Genomic DNA, 18016 nt, shown 5'->3' with positions numbered 1-18016 from the left:
GTGGGAGGTATATCGTTACTCTAACTCTGTGATTTCAACCATAATTATTCACTTTTTTGTAGAAAAGGTACATATTTTTCTCGTACTTTCGCAGTTCGAACTAAATGTAGAACAAGATGAAAGTGGCCTTTGTTGTGATTGGTAAAACGGATACGGGGTATTTTGCGGAAGCTATCAATGAATACAGGAACCGTTTAACGCATTATATCCCGTTTGAAATGACAATCATTCCAGACATTAAAAACACGAAGAGCTTGTCTGAAGCGCAACAGAAAGAGAAGGAGGGCGAGCTTATCTTAAAAGCTTTGCAACCGGGTGATTATCTGGTCTTATTGGATGAACATGGAAAGGAGTATACCTCCATGCAATTCTCCCAATATATAGAGAAGAAAACGCATACGGTAGCTAAACGGCTTGTGTTTGTGGTAGGCGGTCCTTATGGATTCAGTGAAGCCGTTTATAAAGTGGCAGTAGAGAAAATATCCCTCAGCAAAATGACCTTCTCCCACCAGATGATACGGTTAATTTTCACCGAACAACTTTATCGCGCAATGACCATTCTGAACAACGAACCTTATCATCATGAGTAACTGTTTTTCATGATGTGGACAATCTTAAAAAATATCTAATACTTTTTGTACAAGAAAAACAGGGAGTTAGATAAATATCAGGCAGGTCTTATACTAAGGAAAAGAGGTAGTTCGTTTGAATAGGTAGAAATTCAAGTTTAATAAATAAACACGTCTTATGGAAACATCTGCCACTAAAGTAAAATTGCGTTTTATCTGGACCTTCTTACCTGAGATTACTATTTCTACCTTAGCTCTATTAGGTATTATGGACTTTATCATAGCGTTATTCAAAGATTGTATAACTCCCTTGCTTTATGTTTCTCTGTTTTTTTGGATTATAATACTTGCAAGCCATATCGGTCAGTTCTTTTGGAAAAACCTTACAGTTAGTATGGTCTCTTCTATTCTGTTCGGACTTGGTTCCTTATATATGGTATTGGCTGTAGTGTCAGAGTATTCTGAGTTTCCGGCTGGTGATCCGGAAGGGTTGAGGTTATTGTTAGTCGGAATAAGCCTATTCGGAGGACTGGCTATAATGGCATTCATTATGCCGTGGAAGTACATCAGAATGTATCAAAAAAGCAGCCTTTAAGTATATAAATGGGGTGGAAACGGCTTGACAATACTGTTTCCTTTACTGATATTCAAAGAAGTAAATAGGATCAGAGTCGCCCGTTTTGTAACAGATAGTGATCGAGCAACGTGATAGCTGTCATGGCTTCCACAATAGGAACCGCCCTTGGTAGAACACAGGGATCATGTCTTCCTTTGGCTTTTAACAGGGTCTCTTCACCCTCTATTGTCACCGTTTCCTGTTCCATTAGAACGGTAGCAACCGATTTAAAAGCGACACGGAAATAAATATCCTGTCCGTTGGAGATGCCACCCTGGATACCGCCTGAATAGTTCGTTCGGGTGTTAATCTTCCCATTGTCATTAAAGAAGGCGTCGTTATGCTCCGAGCCACGGAAGAGCGGAGCATCAAAGCCATCGCCATATTCAAACCCTTTAGCAGCGTTGATTGTCAACATGGCATGGCCTAAAGAGGCGTGCAACTTACCAAAAGCAGGTTCGCCTAAACCTACCGGCACTCCTTTGGCGACACAGGTAATAACTCCGCCAATGGTATCTCCCTGGGAACGAACCTCATGGATCAGTTCTTCCATTTCCGCCGCTTTCCGGGGATCAGGACAACGAACGGCATTGTTTTCCGTCATATTCAGGTCATAAGCCGTATAATTATTTTCCAGTTTAATATGTCCGACTTGTGAGGTGTAGGCCTCGATAGTTATGCCCTTTTGTTTCAGGATAATCTTGGCAATAGCCCCAGCCACACAGCGGGATATCGTTTCCCGGGCAGAGGATCGTCCACCGCCCCGTGGATCCCGTATCCCGTATTTCATTTGGTAAGTATAGTCGGCATGAGAAGGACGATAGGTCTGTCCTATCTCTTCATAGTCGGCGGAATATTGGTTCTTATTCCATACGATAAATCCTATCGGTGTACCCGTTGTTTTTCCTTTGAAAATCCCGGAGAGAAACTCTACTTTATCCTCTTCCTTACGGGGAGTAGTGATGGAAGACTGTCCGGGACGGCGACGATCCAACTCCTTTTGGATAAAATCCATATCCAATTCTACTCCTGCCGGACAACCATCTATTATTCCTCCGATACCAGGACCGTGAGATTCGCCAAAAGAAGTAAGTCTGAAGATGTTTCCGAAAGAATTCATAGGTGTTTCGTTAAGCAGGCAGTTGACTCTTATACTTATTATATAAAGAGATTATATAGGAGGTGTAAGAGTCAACTGTCTATTATTATATTAGTGGCAGCTGCCGCATCCGCATCCGTCGTTGCCGTGACTTTGATCTCCGCAATCGCTGGAGCAATCGTCACATCCGCAACCGCATCCGCCTGCCGGTGCAGTCATCGCAGCGATTTCTTCAGCTGTAGGTTCGTGCACATCAATCACATTACCTGTGAAATGCAGTGTTTCTCCAGCCAGGGGATGATTGAAGTCCATAACCACCACGTCCTTTTTAACTTCGTTTACTGAGCCCATCATTTGTTGACCGTCAGCAGTCATCATCGGAAGAGTAGCTCCTTCTTTTACTGTCTCTGCATCGAATTTACCATCGATCTCAAAAATGTTCTTAGGCAATTCTACTACATTTTCGTCAAAGTATTCACCGTATCCGTCTGCAGGAGCTATGCTGAAGTCGAAGCTTGAACCTACCTCAAGGCCTTTCAGAGCACTTTCAAAAGCAGGAAGCATAGTACCCACCCCATAGATAAATTGTAAGGGATGTTCTGCGGTTGCCCGTTCCATCAATTCACGTTCCTCGCCTTCGCCTACGTTCAGGTCGTAAGTTACTGCTACGTATTTGTTGTTTGCAATTTTCATTATCAGTCGTTTTAATTATTAATGTGTGCAAAGATACTAATTATTTCTTATCCAATGCTTTTTTCAACGCATTCAGGGCTTCCTCCAGTAGGGCGCGGGGGCAACCGACATTCAAACGCATATGTCCTTCCCCACCGGGACCGAACATGCTTCCGTCGTTTAAAGCCAGGTGTGCTTTGTTGACGAAAAGGTTGACCAATTCTTCCTGGGACAGCTTTAATCCCCGACAATCCAACCACAAAAGGAAAGACGCCTGCGGGGCATATGTTTTGATCTGGGGTATATGATACTCTAGAAATTCAGTGACGAACCGCACATTCTCCATGACGTATTGCCGCATCTGTTGCAACCATTCCGCCCCATAAGTATACGCAGCCGTTGTGGCTGTGTAGGCAAAGAGGGTGCCCGCTCCAAATTCACCGGCCTCCAGGAAAGAATAAAACTTCTGGCGCAGTTGTTCGTCGGGGATGATTGCGTATGAACTGACAATGCCGGCAATATTAAATGTTTTGCTGGGTGCCATGAAGGTAATGCTGCAGGAGGCAGCCGTTTCCGATACAGTCGGGAAAGGATGGTGTTTGTTTCCCGGGTAGACCATCTCGGCATGTATCTCATCGGAGATAACCAGGATATGATGGCGGGCGCATATCTCAGCCAGTTGTATCAATGTCTCTTTAGGCCAGACAATACCTCCCGGGTTATGTGGGCTGCATACAATTAAAACTTTACAGTCTTTGTCGATGATGGATTCTAAATGTTCGAAGTCCATTTCGTATGTACCGTTCACCTCTTTGAGCGGATTGTACACCACCTGGCGTTGCATACTTTCCGGTACAATCCGGAAAGGGTGATATACAGGCGGTTGTATGATAACCTTATCTCCCGGTTGCGTGAAACATTGCAGGGCGAATCCAATACCTTTCACTATGCCGGGAATATAATTGATCCATTCCTGTTGGATATACCAGTGGTATTTATAGTGTACCCACTGGATGATGCTTTCGTAATAGGTATCCGGAGCAAAGGTGTATCCGAATATTTCGTGTTCACACCGTTTTTTCAGTGCGTCGACGATAAAGTCCGGTGTACGAAAATCCATATCTGCCACCCATAAAGGGAGCAGATCTTCCCGGCCGAAAGTCTCTTTCAGCATTTCTGCTTTTACAGAAAAACTGCCCTTCCGTTCAATGACTTCATCAAAGTTGTATTGTTTCATGTTTCTCTTAAACCAATTATATGCATGGATGTGATAAGGGCCAAAGATACAAATTATATTGTACTTTTGTCATCAGAAATAATGGAATTGAAACGATGGTGCGCATAGGATTACTTTCGGATACCCATGCTTATTGGGATGATAAATACGTCGAATATTTTGATAGTTGTGATGAGATCTGGCATGCAGGTGATATGGGCTCAGAGGAGATAATGCAGAGGTTGTCTACACTTAAACCATTACGTGCTGTTTATGGGAATATCGACGGGCAGTCTTTGCGCCGGCAATATCCGCTGCTTCTTTGTTTCGAACAGGAAGGGGTAAAAGTAATGATGACACACATCGGAGGATATCCGGGAAGATATGCGCCGGAAATACGTAAAGAGCTGTATACCTATCGTCCCCAACTCTTTATTTCAGGTCATTCACATATACTGAAAGTGATGTATGATAAAACCTTGGAATGCCTGCATATAAATCCGGGAGCAGCCGGGAAAAGCGGTTTTCATCAGGTACGTACCCTGATACGTTTTACAATCGATAAAGGAGAGATCCGCGATCTGGAAGTGATAGAACTGGGAAAAAGATAAACAATAAAGCAGGGCTTTACATATCCTGTTTATCCGGGGAAGGATTGCAACAGTAACTTTCTGCGAATAAAACCGTATTCTTCAGATACGGATATTCTTCTTCGAAATAGGAGCTGAATATCCCTTTTTGCCTATTCTCTTCAATTTGTTTACCGGTCCATAACTTACCCCCCAGTTTTTCCAAGACCTTTAGTTGTTCTTCCGACTTCAAACAGATGGTATATAAGGATACCTGATGCTTCACTTTTTCATCTTCATACGTATGGCGGATGAGAAAACGCGGAGCCGGTATCTCTTTGTCTTGTGCAAAAGGTCCCAAAGCCTCTTTTACTGCATTATCCAGGCTTTGATGATAAAGCACATATGCATGAAAAGGATAATCCAGAGTGTCGGGTGCTACATACTCGTTTATATTTCTTTTTACCAGGAACAACATGCCTTTATAGACCACCGCAATGCGAACGATCGGATGGAAATATTTTTTGGTAACACTCCGGCTAACCGAGCGTGCCATGCAACCCACGACCTTCCCTTTTTCATCGAGCACAGGCAGCCACATTTCTTTTTTCAGGCTTCCTTTCATCCATGAAACACGGATATGTTCGTAAAGAATGATGCCGATACCCAGTATTAATCCCAGGTCACGGTAGATGAAATGTTCCATACGTACTTCATGCGTTTCCTCCGGGAGTATGGTGTAGAACAGAATTACAAATAGATACAGGGTAAATACATTCTGCACGATTTGTACTAAAAAGTAAAACTCATTCAGGGCTGTTCGTAACAGGATACGTTTGTAGGAAGGAAAATGTGAGTCTCTGAGACGGCGTAAAACCGTTCGTCGAGAGAAACCGATGATTGCCAAAACAACGACCAGTAATACCTCGATAAGAATAGGCGAATAGGCAAATAAAATCGGTTCTATCTGAAAGAAAATGAATACCGCATAGAGGATAAAAGTAGCGGAGGCCGGTAACAATAAGAACTGATAGATTTTATCTTTACTCAACATCCGGTACAATACCAGGCAGAGGAGGCAACTGATAACGGCAATAACAAAAGAAAGTTTATAGGATAAGAAGTTATTTAAAAACATGAACAGCAGTATAGGTAATAAACCTACCGCCTGATTTTGCATATTCTTTTTGACTCTGTTCATGGGTTCGATATCCTTATTTCTCTGATAGTAACAATCCGTCCGGTTAAATGTTCATATACTCTGAGTTTCAGACATGTTTTTCCGCATGATAGGAAGAACGAACGAGAGGAGCACTCTCCACCGTTTTGAATCCTTTCTCCAGTGCTCTCTTTTTATAGATGTCAAATTGTTCCGGTCTGATATAGGCATATACCGGGATATTTTTTCTGGAGGGTTGCAGGTACTGACCGATGGTAAGAACGGATACCTTTCTTTTTATCAGGTCGTCCATCGTTTCATCCATCTCCTCTTCCGTCTCTCCCAGGCCGACCATAAGCCCCGATTTGGCAATGACATTACGCCGAGCGATATGTTCCAATACGGATAGGCTTGTCTCGTATTTAGCTGCACTCCGTACCAAAGGGCTTATCCGCCGTACCGTTTCCATATTGTGGGAGATGATTTCCGGAGCAGCATCAATCACGATATCCACTAACTCCAGGTGTCCCTGAAAGTCAGGAATCAATACTTCGATGGTGGTTTCCGGATTCACTCTTTTTATGGTACGGATCGTCTCTGCCCAGTGATGGGCGCCCATATCCGGCAGGTCGTCTCTGTCGACCGAAGTGATGACTGCATGTTTCAATCCCATTAGACGTATACTCTCAGCTACCTGTGCCGGCTCTTCAGTGTTGAGTGGCAACGGTTTGCCTGTTAATGTATTACAGAACCGACAGGAGCGGGTACATATCTCTCCCCCGATCATAAAGGTTGCCGTACCTCTGCTCCAGCATTCGCCCATATTGGGGCATTTCCCGCTGGTGCATATGGTGTGCAGACAATGTGATTCGACAATCTCTTTTGTACGGGTGAACTGATCGTTGCCTCCTAACCTGATTTTCAGCCAGTCGGGTTTTCTTACGTATGCTGCCATATGCTTGATTAGAGATTGTCAAACAAGAAGTTACTCATCTTGGTATACAGATGATAGCGGGTATTTCCTCCGGCGATGCCATGGTCTCTGTCTTTGTAGAAATGCATGTCGAACTGTTTTCCGGCTTGTACCAATGCCTCGGCATAGTCCAGGGATTGCATGAAATGCACATTGTCATCGGCTGTACCGTGAATAAGCAATAGTTTGCCTTGCAGGTCTTTGGCTTTTTCAATGGGCGAGGTGGCTTTATATCCTTCGAAGTTCTCCTGCGGGGTACGCATGAAGCGTTCGGTATAGACAGTGTCATAATATTTCCAATCGGTAGGAGGGGCTACGGCTATGCCGGCTTTGAAAGTGCCGTTGCCTGTGCTCAGGGCCATCAAGGTATTATACCCTCCGAAGCTCCATCCCCAGATGGCAAAGCGTGTGGCGTCCAGATAAGGCAATTTGCCCAATGCCTGGGCAGCCTCCACCTGGTCTCTGGATTCCAGTTCGCCCATCTTCAGGTAGGTACATTTGCGGAAGGCTTCTCCGCGGGCTCCTGTGCCTCGTCCGTCTACACAGACCACGACTATATCGTTGGCTGCCAGGTATTGCTCCCAATCAAACCCGTATTGGTCGAGTACCTGTTGCGAGTTCGGACCGCTGTATTGTGTCATCATCACCGGATATTTCTTCGACTCGTCAAAGTTAGCCGGTTTGACAATCCAGGCATTCAATTCGATATCGGAGGCCGTTTGTATTTTGATAAATTCTTTGGGTCTATAGGCATAACCGGCCAGTTTGTTGGCCAAGGCTGCATTATCCTGTAATACGCGTAAGGTCTTTTTCGATTTTGTTTCGTTTACCGTGATCCGCGTCGGTGTCTGGGCATTGGAATAGAAATGAACGAAATAGGCAAAGTTCTTACTGAATGCCACCCGGTTTACACCGGATTCGGGAGTCAACCGTGTTTTGTTCCCTTTATTGTCGATGCTGTATATCGCCCGACGGATCGGACTTTCTTCAGCGGATTCATAGTACACCGTTTTGGTAGCCTGGTCCGTGCCCAGGAAAGCCGTTACATCCCAGTTGCCTTGTGTTACCTGGCGTTGCATCACCCCGGTCGGAGAGTACTGGTAGATATGTGCATACCCATCCTGCTCGCTTACATAGGTGAAGCCCGCCTCTGTAAATTGGATGGAGCTCAACCATTCCGAGTCTACATATGCCTTGTTTTCCTCCCGCAGTATCAGGCGGAAAACACCACTTTTCGGATTGGCATAATACATATTGAAAATATTTTGGTTGCGGTTGAGTGTCATGACCGCCAGCTGGTCTGCATGGGTGGTGAATACGATCCGGGGAATATACGTCTCGGTCTCTCCCGGAACACTCAGGTGTTTGATATCTTTCGTCTCCACACTGTATGAATGAAGAGTTACCCGGGAATTCTTTTCTCCGGCTTTGGGATATTTGAAGTTGTAATAACCCGGATACGTCCCTTTCCCATATACCTGCATCGAATATTCCGGTACCTCGGATTCATCCGTACACACAAAGGCCAGGTAATCGCTTTCCGGTGACCAGGCCATCAGGTTGGTGACCGAGAACTCTTCTTCGTAGACCCAGTCGGTTATACCGTTGAGGACCTTGTTTATTTCCCCATCTTTGGTCACTTGTATCTCTGTATCGAAATCGAATTTCTTCAACCAGATGTTGTTATCAATCACATAGGCACACATCCGCCCATCCGGCGAAAAGGTCGGTATCATTAACTTCTTACCCGTATTGCTTAACGGTTTCACGAAGTTACGGCGCACATCGAAATCATAATAAGTCGCTTTGAAAGAACGGCGATAGATACGTTCAGTATCTTTCCATACGAGGATTCGGTGACCCGTACTGCTGATCTGATAGCCTTCAAAGGTATCGAAGGTGCACTCCCGGGCTTTTTGGGTGTTGAATAAGGTATCCACCGGATTCCCTGTTTTGTAAGCATATTTGATAATCATTGTCCGCTCCCGGTTGACGGCCGTATAATGTTCTCCGTCCGGCAGGGAACGCATTTCACCGATACTGGTAACCGGGCGAAAGCCGCCGTCAATAATTTCTTTCAAGTTCACACGTTTGCTACCCTGTTGTGCCGAAAGGGTAACGCACATACATATAAGAAGCAGGATCTCTATGCCTAATCGTTTCATGGAAATAAGTGATTTTGTTTAAGCCACAAACTTACATAAATAAATTAATACGGCAATGCCTCCGCCTTTTGTCGCGTGGTTAACGCTGCATAGGATGAACTTTGTCTGTTTTTCGCTACTTACGAATCGTTTTTATTTCATGAACTCTTTTCCACTGTCATCTCCTTTATAGTATGTTTCACCGGTTATTCCCCGGCCACTTTCTGTTATATTCTCAGAGCTTCCATCCGCGTAATGCACTACCCCTTTTGTCTTTCCCGTAAATCCCAATCCGGTGGATTTTAATGCAATAGCAATAACTATTAAGCCTAACAAGGCGACAACCAATAATTGCATGAAGATTGCCAAGGCGGCCATTGTACCTAACAGCCCTACTAAGTAAACGACGGACATCCATAAAGCACCGCTGAGGTTTTGGTCGAAACGAATAAAAAAGTAGACCACCTGAACCAATTGCAAAAGAAACATAATAACGATCATCATCCAGGCGAAGTCTTCAGAGCCGAAAACAGCAACAAGAAAAGCAAGGACAAGGCATATACCCGCCAAAACAATCCCCCAATAGAAGTTACACGTTACGTTTGCTCGGGATTGTATAGCGTTCAATGAACCGATAAAGCAGAGTATCTGATTGTAAATGACCCCTGCAAACAGGAAGAAATTGACAATTACCCAAAACCAACCGACCTCGTCGGGCATACAGAACCATTCCCGGTCATTCTCGATCGCAGCAAGATACACTACTTCTAATAGACAGACAGTCAGGAATAAGATATGGGAGAAGAGATACATACGATTGTTTGCATAACCGTTGTTTTTATTTATCAATCGTATGATAAATAAAGCAATAGACAAACATAAAATAATCCAGACCAATGTCTTTTCGCCTATTGTCTGAGAGACAAAATCCCCCAATTTTTCAGAAAAAGCATTCGCCATATTATAATACTCTTCTTCTTCTTCTATCTCTTTGAAGTTCTTCCAAACGTCTGCTTCCTGATAGCGTGACAGTGTGCCTTTGGGCACCGTTAAACGGATCGTTCCTATATCTATTCCTGCAAATACATCCTCTGTCACCACTAAAGGTTTTTCCCAATAAACCGTGATAAAGTGCAAATCGGAACAACCCTGGAAAATGCCGCGTCCTAAAGAGGTTACGGAAGCGGGTATTTTGGCCCACCAAAGTTCTGTACAATGCGAAAAAGCAAAATTACCGATAGAAGAGAGGGTTGAATCTCCATAAAAATAAATATTTCGAAGACGCTGACAATTGGTAAAAGCGTAATCACCAATAGATTTTACAGCTGATCCGAAATCGAATTGAAGATCTTTCAGGTTGGTACAGTCCGCAAAAGCATAATTACCAATAGTCTGTACACCCGAATGGTTTATTTTTACTTTGCGGATAGTATCACGAAGAGCATACCAGGGAGCCGGCTTTTTCTTCGTGAAATTCGGCATGTCTTCAAAGGTTTTGTAATTGTTCATAAAAACCCTTAATTCCCCATGGCCACTTAACTTCGGATTGTTATCCAATACAACTTTCATAGATGGGCTGAGGTCTATTTTTATATGATTTCCCCAACAAGCAGCCGAACAGAGGAAAAACAGGTAAGTGATAAGTGTAAATTTAAATTTCATAAGAGTTGTCATTTGACTGTTTTAAAATGGATGGAAACAAAGTGACGCAAGATAATAAAAAAATAAATTCGGCGGGTCAGTCTTTCCATATAATGAGAAGAAACCGCCTGCCCGTTTATATTTTCTGAGAGATTCTGTGCTGCTGCGCGCAGCTTTTTATACTTTTGTCGGGTGAATCAACAAAAACGATACAACGAATTCGGGGATTTTCTGCGTAGGGTGTTTCCTTACAAAGTGCAGAAGATATCCGTCAATGCCGGTTTTACCTGTCCCAACCGGGATGGGACCAAAGGCTGGGGAGGGTGTACCTATTGCAATAACCAAACCTTTAGCCCGGACTATTGCCGGACGGAGAAGTCGGTGAGTGAACAACTGGACGAAGGCATTCGTTTTTTCTCCCGTAAGTATCCGGAGATGAAATACCTGGCTTATTTTCAGGCGTATACAAATACCTATGAGGCTTTTGACGTGTTGAAACGCAAATACGAAGAGGCCTTGGCTTTTCCGGGTGTCGTGGGGCTGATTATCGGTACCCGCCCCGATTGTATGCCGGATGCCTTACTGGAATACCTGGCGACGCTTGCAAAGACCGTTTTTGTCTTGGTCGAATATGGGGTAGAGAGTACATTGGACAAGACACTGGAAAGGATAAACAGGGGGCATACCTGGCAGGAAGCCGCGCAGGCTATCGAACGAACAGCCGCTGCGGGCATATATACCGGGGCGCATCTGATATTGGGACTGCCCGGAGAGAAAAGAGAAGAGATCCTGCAACATGCCACTACCTTATCCTCTTTGCCCCTGACTACCCTCAAGCTGCATCAGTTGCAGTTGATCCGTCATACGCGGATGGGAGAAGAGTTCGAAAAACAGCCGGAGTTGTTTCATCTTTATACAGTGGAGGAGTATATCGATCTGGTGATTGATTTTATCGAGCGGTTAAACCCCCGCTTTGTCGTGGAGAGATTCGTCTCTCAGTCGCCGAAGGAGCTCTTGATTGCTCCGGACTGGGGACTTAAGAACTATGAGTTTACCGCCCAGGTGCATCGGCGCATCGAAGAAAGAGATAGCCGGCAGGGGAAACTTAGCCTTTAATCTTCTTTGGGGGTATTTTCCTTTGTTCGTAACTCACCCTGGAAAGAGATGCTTTGCCGGTTAGTCGGACTCACATAGATACTGACAGAGCCATTGTTGAATACCTTTATATTGAACTGATAGAGATCTTCGGATGTACGTGTCTGGAATTTAATCTCTGTATTTCCCTTTTTATCCTGGGAGATAAGTTCCTCCTCCATAGCTTCCGCGAAATGTAAACCGTCCCCCCCTCCGTACGGAACGCTATAAGCTCTGCCAAAATAGGGCAAATGCGAAAAGACGGAGTCACCCCGTATTTCGAGCGTATAAAGGGAGGTCAGATTGATGGCTCTTCCGCTTCTGGGTAAGGCCCTGTGTACATCTATCTTATACGAACCATTTTGAAGTAATACTTTTACCTCTTTTTCTTTCTGCTCCTTTTTGTTTTGAGCAAAAACCTGCAAAAATCCTCCTGCCAGAAGTACCAGGCTGCAAACGAATAAAGGCTTGAATTGTTTCATAGCTGTCCTTTTTTAGAAGAAACAAAGAAATGGGGCGGTTGGTTTAGGGAGTAACGATTAATGATTAACGATTAATGATTAATGATGAGTGGTTAGTGATTAGTGATTAGTGGTTAGTGATTAGTGGTTAGTGATGGGTGAAGCGTGAGAGATTATAATTTACAATTTATAATTTACAATTAATTATTAGTGACTAGCACTATCTTGGCTCCTCTTCTTGGATAAGAAGAGGGGGACCGCTGCTTGCAGTGGTGGAGCAGTTTGAATTCTTTATAAATGTATATACCTGTTTTAGAGTAACTATTTATAGCTGTTTTTTTTCTGTTGTGTATTTATTTGATATACAATATGATAATAGATCAAACTGCTCCACCCCCGGCTGAGCCGGCGGTCCCCCTCTTCTTATCCAAGAAGAGGAGCCAAGATACCTTACCTGTTACTCCAAACCTACCTGTTACTCCAAACCTTTCCTATCGCTCCAAAACCGTTCTGTCATCCGAGATACCGTCCTGTCATCTGAGATACCGTCCTGCTATCCGATATATCTTCTTGTTAACCAAACACTTTTCTGTAACCTCAAGCACTTTCTTATCACTCTAAACACCTTCCTTTCTCCAATCCAATCTCAAAGAGTTGGAAGAAAAAAACGCCATTTTATGTGTACAAAAACACAGCTCTTTTTTATTGCCGATGGGCATCGGCAACATTGCTGATCACGTTCGTCAATATTGCTGATGCGCTTCGACAATATTGCCGATGCGCATCGGCAATAGAATATACCCCCCAAAAAAAGCGAAAATATTTATAAAGAGGAAAGATCTCATACCTTTTTCTTATTTTTACAAACTGAATGTTTGCATCCTATGAAAAAACACTTTTTTCTTCTTTTCTATCTTCTCTCATCCTTGGTTTGTAGGGGTGAAGCAGATCCGCAGTTGGACTCTCTATTATATGTGTTGGATCAGAGTATCCAGGAAAGATCTATGTATACGGCAGAAAAACAGGAACGGATCCGTGCACTTGAAATGCAGGTGTATCACGCTTCTTCTACGGAAGAACGGTTTGATGTTTTGGGGTCTTTATTTGAAGAATATAAGAATTTTCAGATGGATTCGACCTTGGTCATTGCCGGCCGGCGGTTACAGATTGCGATTGAACGGAAGGACGAACGGCGTAAAAACATCTCCTATCTCAATAAAGCGGAAGCAATGATTGTGACGGGCATGTATAAAGAAGCATTGGATATCATAGACGCTTTGGACAGGGCCGCATTTACAAACGAAGAAACGGCCTATATCCATCACCTTTATCATTCGTTGTATATGTTGATGGCGGCCTATTCTGTGACCCGCGAAGAAAAGGAAAATTACCTGTTCCTGGAGAGAAACTATAAAGACTCCATCCTGCAGACGATCAATAATCCGGAAGATGTAGGTTATAAGTTGGTCTCCTGTGCTAAATTAAGGCTTGAAGGACAGAAAGAGAAGGCTTTGGAGCAAGGCTTAAAGGTGTTGGAAGAGTATACAAACGATCCCCGCATTGTCGCCATGATGGCACATACGATAGCAGAGACTTATGCCGCCTTGGGAGATAGGAGGAACCAGAAGAAATACCTGGCGATATCGGCCATAGGAGATATGCGCAGTGGGGTGAAAGAATATATGTCGCTCTCCGAATTGGCAGAATTATTGTATCAGGAAAAAGAGATAGACCGCTCTTACCTTTATATTAAATCCTCATTGGAAGATGCCATCTTCTGCAAAGCCCGCTTGCGTGCCCTGGAGATGTCCCGCATCCTGCCTATCATTAATTCGGCTTACGACATCAAGATGAAAGGAGAAAAGGAACAGCTTGTGCAATCTCTTTTTGTCATCACCTTCTTGCTTTGTATTCTCGCCATTGCTTTGGTTTATATTTATAAACAATTAAAAATATTGGCCAAGGTAAGGCAGTCGCTCAAAGAATTCAATGAGGCACTCACACGCAAAAACGAAGAACTGAACAAACTGAATGACGAATTGTCGGAGTCTAATCATGTGAAGGAGGAATATATAAGTTATGTATTTACGATGTGTTCTTCGTATATTGACAAGATGGAAGATTTCCGTAAGAGGGTTTATCGCAAGATCAAAGCCAATCAAACCGACGAATTGTATAAGGAGATACATTCCGGTACGTTGGTCAACGATGAACTCAAAGAGTTTTATAAAAGCTTTGATACGATCTTCCTGAATATCTACCCTGATTTTGTGGATGATTTCAATTCTCTTTTGCAGGAAGGCAGCCAGATCGTACCGAAAGAAGGGGAGATGTTGACGCCCGAATTGCGGATTTATGCGTTGATCCGTTTGGGCATTTGTGACAGTGTGAAGATCGCCAGCTTCTTGCATTATTCTCCTCAGACCGTTTATAATTATCGGCTGAAGGTGAGAAATAAATCCAAAACAGGGAAAGAAAATTTCCTGGAAGCTGTCAAACAGTTAGGAAAAATAGATAAATAGTATTACTTAAAGGCGTATAAAAACTTACTTTTTCTTTGTTTTTTTATTAGATCAAACCTTTGTTAATCAGTGTGTTCATTTGTTTTGTTAGTTTACTTTAACAACTTACCACCCTCTTTAACTGTTTATTCTATAAAATATCTTTGTAGAGAGATATGAAATTTCTTAAGATCTAATAAAAACATTGAACAATGAAAGTTGACCAAAAAAAATGGAAGAAACTACTCTTCTTCCTGATGGGATTCGTAATCACCATCCATGTATCGGGCCAAACCGAAAACAGAACGACCGTGAAAGGCACCCTCATTGATACTACAGGTGAGGCGGTTATTGGTGCGAATATTACTGAAAAAGGAACATTGAATGGAACGATTTCCGATTATGACGGTAATTTTTCTCTTTCGCTGGCTCCGCATGCCGTTCTTGTTGTTTCTTATATAGGGTATAAAACACAAGAAATAACTTATCAGGGACAGGCATTCCTGCGTATTACCTTGCAGGAGGATATGGAATTGTTGGACGAAGTCGTAGTCATTGGCTATGGCAGTGTGCGCAAAGAAGATGCGACCGGCTCCGTGACAGCCATTAAGATTGATGAACAAAACAAAGGAGTGCTCGTCAGTCCCCAGGATGCATTGGCCGGGAAAATAGCCGGTGTGGCTATCACCAACTCCGGTGGGCAGCCGGGTGCCGGTTCTACCATCCGTATCCGGGGCGGCTCTTCTCTTTCTGCCAATAACGATCCGTTGGTTGTCATTGACGGAGTGATCATGGGCAGTGGGAGTGCAGACGGATTAAGCAACCCGTTGAGTACCGTCAATCCGAATGATATCGAGACCTTTACCGTATTGAAAGATGCGTCGGCTACGGCGATTTATGGATCCCGTGCTTCCAATGGGGTGATTCTTATCACGACGAAGAAAGGAACATCGGGTAAAGTGCATATAAACTATTCCGGGAATGTATCCGTCAGTACGAAGAGAAATACGATAGAGGTACTCAATGCGGACGAATTTCGGGAGATTGTGACCCATCATCCGCAAGTGACTGAAGGCATGCTCACGGCTCTCGACCTCTATCCGGGCGTCGATACGGACTGGCAGGACGAAGTGCTGCGCACAGCTGTATCGACAGATCATACAGTAAGTGTATACGGTTCGTTGCAGGACAAGATGCCTTACCGACTTTCTTTCGGTTATACGAATCAGAACGGTATCCTGCAAACCTCTAATTTCGAAAGGTATACAGGCAGTGTTTCATTGACCCCTTCGTTTTTTGACGATCATTTGCGGTTGAACCTGAATGGAAAAGGAGTCTATATCAACAACCAATTTGCCGATGTCGGAGCCATAGGGGGAGCCGTTTCTTTCGACCCCACCAAACCGGTGTATAACGGGAATAAGAAGTATGAAGGCTTTTTCACCTGGACGACCGATAACACAACCGAAGGAACCAAAGCTGCTTCAGCCGGTATAAACCCGGTATCCCTGCTCCAGCTCAAAGACGATCATTCCAAGGTGAAATCGTTTATCGGAAATGCCCAGTTCGATTATAAGGTACATTTCCTGCCGGATCTGCGCCTCAACCTGAACCTGGCGATGGATTATTCCAAGAGCGACGGACAAAACTATATTCACCCCAATGCGCCATCCAATTATAGTCCGGATGATAACCAGACCGGAAGCAATTACCTTTACAACAGTACCCGCAAAAATATGTTATTGGATTTCTATGGACAATACGCCAAGGAACTGCCTTCGATAGAGAGTCGTTTCGATCTGATGGCCGGCTATTCGTATCAGAGCTACCATAAAGAATCGGATAATGTCACTTATTATCTCTCCCGTGAAACCGGACGTTTCGGAGAAAATACGGAGGTAAGTAGTGCCTTTAAAGAATTTGAATCCAAATATGTATTGCTCTCTTTCTTTGGCCGTTTGAATTATACTTGGAAAGATCGGTATCTGTTGACCTTTACCTTGCGCGATGATGCCTCGTCTCGTTTTGCAAAAGATAAACGTTGGGGTCTTTTCCCCTCTGTCGCTTTGGGATGGAGGTTGATCGAAGAACCTTTCCTGAAAGAGAATACGGTATTGAGCGATCTGAAACTGCGCTTGGGATGGGGTGTTACCGGGCAACAGGAAATTAACCAGGGAGACTATCCGTATATCTCTTTTTACCGCAACGGGAAAGGGGGTGCCATGTATCCTTTCTATGATGCAAACGGAAACGTACAGTGGATAAACGTATTGGCTCCTACGGCAGCGAATCCGAGTTTGAAATGGGAAGAAACAACGACTTACAATATCGGATTAGACTATGGTTTCTTGAATGGCAGAATCCAGGGAGCCATAGATGTGTACAAAAGAAAAACAAAAGACCTTATTAACGCGGAAGTAAATGTGCCGGCCGGTACTGACTTTGCGGAATATGTCGTTTCGAATATCGGTTCGCTGGAAAACAAAGGGGTGGAATTCTCTATCAATACCAAACCGATCGTATCCAAAGACTGGACCTGGGATGTGGGCTTCAATATCGCCTATAACGATACGGAAATTACGGAACTGACGTATAATGATAATTCCGATTCACCTGGTAAACGGTTCGAATCGACCGGTGGAGACGGAGGACTCCGCCTAAAGATTCATAGTGTGGGTTATGCTCCCGGTAGCTATTATGTATATCAACAGGTATATGACGAAGCCGGCAAACCGATCGAAGGATTGTATGTCGACCGCAACGGAGACGGGGTCATTTCCGATAAAGACCTTTACCGGTATAAAAATCCGGTGGCCGACGTACTGATGGGCTTTAACAGTAAAATCACTTACAAACAATTCGACTTCGGATTTAACGGACGTGTCAGCTTAGGTAATTATAATTACAACGGAACAGCAGCCAATGCCGCCTTGGGCATCAACGAGATATTTGGAAACAACGCGCTCTCTAATAAACCGCGGTCTGTCTTGAAAACAAACTTCCAACAACGTCAGAGGCTATCCGATTACTTCGTGCAGAATGCTTCTTTCCTGAAGATCGATAATATAACTCTGGGATATAACATCGAGAACCTTTTCGGACTCTCACATGCCCGCGTATATGCGACGGTGCAGAATCCGATTATTCTTACCAAATACGATGGACTTGATCCGGAAGTGGATGGCGGTAACGACCGCAATGTATACCCGCGTCCGCTCACTTTCCTACTGGGTGTTAACATTAACTTTTAAAAAAAACGAGT

At 43.8% G+C, this 18016-nt stretch carries 14 protein-coding genes; 6 read left to right on the top strand and 8 right to left on the bottom strand.

Annotation, left to right across the window (positions count from 1 at the left end; genetic code table 11):
• Positions 1 to 116: 116 nt before the first annotated feature.
• Positions 117 to 590, top strand: a complete 474-nt coding sequence (gene rlmH, locus D0T51_RS09030; protein ID WP_163728226.1) for a 23S rRNA (pseudouridine(1915)-N(3))-methyltransferase RlmH — start codon at positions 117 to 119, stop codon at positions 588 to 590.
• 157 nt (positions 591 to 747) lie between these two features.
• Positions 748 to 1164, top strand: coding sequence for a hypothetical protein (locus D0T51_RS09025; RefSeq protein WP_163728223.1), 417 nt, complete (start codon positions 748 to 750; stop codon positions 1162 to 1164).
• A 70-nt stretch (positions 1165 to 1234) separates the two neighbouring features.
• Here the strand turns inward: D0T51_RS09025 and aroC are convergent, their stop codons facing one another.
• From aroC to D0T51_RS09010, 3 genes are all read right to left on the bottom strand, one after another.
• On the bottom strand, positions 1235 to 2305 hold the full coding sequence (aroC, locus tag D0T51_RS09020; protein WP_163728219.1) for a chorismate synthase: 1071 nt from the start codon (positions 2303 to 2305) through the stop codon (positions 1235 to 1237).
• A gap of 90 nt (positions 2306 to 2395) precedes the next feature.
• The gene (locus D0T51_RS09015) at positions 2396 to 2977 is read right to left on the bottom strand and encodes a peptidylprolyl isomerase (RefSeq protein ID WP_163728216.1); all 582 of its coding nucleotides are present in this window, start codon (positions 2975 to 2977) and stop codon (positions 2396 to 2398) included.
• A gap of 40 nt (positions 2978 to 3017) precedes the next feature.
• Positions 3018 to 4193 carry a MalY/PatB family protein gene (locus D0T51_RS09010; RefSeq protein ID WP_163728213.1) on the bottom strand — a complete coding sequence of 392 codons (1176 nt, stop codon included), beginning with the start codon at positions 4191 to 4193 and terminating at the stop codon, positions 3018 to 3020.
• A gap of 95 nt (positions 4194 to 4288) precedes the next feature.
• Between D0T51_RS09010 and D0T51_RS09005 the strand changes: the two genes are divergently transcribed.
• Positions 4289 to 4783, top strand: coding sequence for a metallophosphoesterase (locus D0T51_RS09005; protein ID WP_163728210.1), 495 nt, complete (start codon positions 4289 to 4291; stop codon positions 4781 to 4783).
• 16 nt (positions 4784 to 4799) lie between these two features.
• Here the strand turns inward: D0T51_RS09005 and D0T51_RS09000 are convergent, their stop codons facing one another.
• The 4 genes from D0T51_RS09000 to D0T51_RS08985 form a co-directional block, all read right to left on the bottom strand.
• A complete protein-coding gene (locus D0T51_RS09000) occupies positions 4800 to 5942 on the bottom strand; it encodes a hypothetical protein (protein WP_163728208.1) in 1143 nt (380 codons plus the stop codon).
• Between the two features lie 67 nt (positions 5943 to 6009).
• A complete protein-coding gene (lipA, locus tag D0T51_RS08995; protein WP_163728205.1) occupies positions 6010 to 6855 on the bottom strand; it encodes a lipoyl synthase in 846 nt (281 codons plus the stop codon).
• 8 nt (positions 6856 to 6863) lie between these two features.
• The gene (locus D0T51_RS08990) at positions 6864 to 9038 is read right to left on the bottom strand and encodes a S9 family peptidase (RefSeq protein WP_163728203.1); all 2175 of its coding nucleotides are present in this window, start codon (positions 9036 to 9038) and stop codon (positions 6864 to 6866) included.
• Between the two features lie 132 nt (positions 9039 to 9170).
• Positions 9171 to 10679, bottom strand: a complete 1509-nt coding sequence (locus D0T51_RS08985; protein WP_163728201.1) for a leucine-rich repeat domain-containing protein — start codon at positions 10677 to 10679, stop codon at positions 9171 to 9173.
• A gap of 171 nt (positions 10680 to 10850) precedes the next feature.
• Between D0T51_RS08985 and D0T51_RS08980 the strand changes: the two genes are divergently transcribed.
• Positions 10851 to 11774 (top strand): TIGR01212 family radical SAM protein, encoded by a 924-nt coding sequence (locus D0T51_RS08980; RefSeq protein ID WP_163728198.1) that lies wholly within the window; start codon positions 10851 to 10853, stop codon positions 11772 to 11774.
• On the opposite strand, the gene D0T51_RS08975 is transcribed toward D0T51_RS08980, so the two are convergent.
• On the bottom strand, positions 11771 to 12274 hold the full coding sequence (locus D0T51_RS08975) for a DUF4251 domain-containing protein (RefSeq protein WP_163728196.1): 504 nt from the start codon (positions 12272 to 12274) through the stop codon (positions 11771 to 11773). The two genes, D0T51_RS08980 and D0T51_RS08975, sit on opposite strands and share 4 nt — an antisense overlap.
• 863 nt (positions 12275 to 13137) lie before the next feature.
• On the opposite strand from D0T51_RS08975, the gene D0T51_RS08970 reads away from it, so the two are divergent.
• Together D0T51_RS08970 and D0T51_RS08965 are read left to right on the top strand one after the other, a co-directional pair.
• A complete protein-coding gene (locus tag D0T51_RS08970; RefSeq protein WP_163728193.1) occupies positions 13138 to 14775 on the top strand; it encodes a DUF6377 domain-containing protein in 1638 nt (545 codons plus the stop codon).
• Positions 14776 to 14966: 191 nt separating this feature from the next.
• Positions 14967 to 18005 (top strand): TonB-dependent receptor, encoded by a 3039-nt coding sequence (locus tag D0T51_RS08965; RefSeq protein ID WP_163728188.1) that lies wholly within the window; start codon positions 14967 to 14969, stop codon positions 18003 to 18005.
• The last annotated feature ends 11 nt before the right edge of the window (positions 18006 to 18016 follow it).

The sequence above is a fragment of the Parabacteroides sp. 52 genome (assembly GCF_010500925.1).
Taxonomy (GTDB): Bacteria; Bacteroidota; Bacteroidia; order Bacteroidales; family Tannerellaceae; genus QVMG01.
Note: the sequence above shows the minus strand (reverse complement) of the source record. Positions and strands in the feature narration are given on the sequence as shown.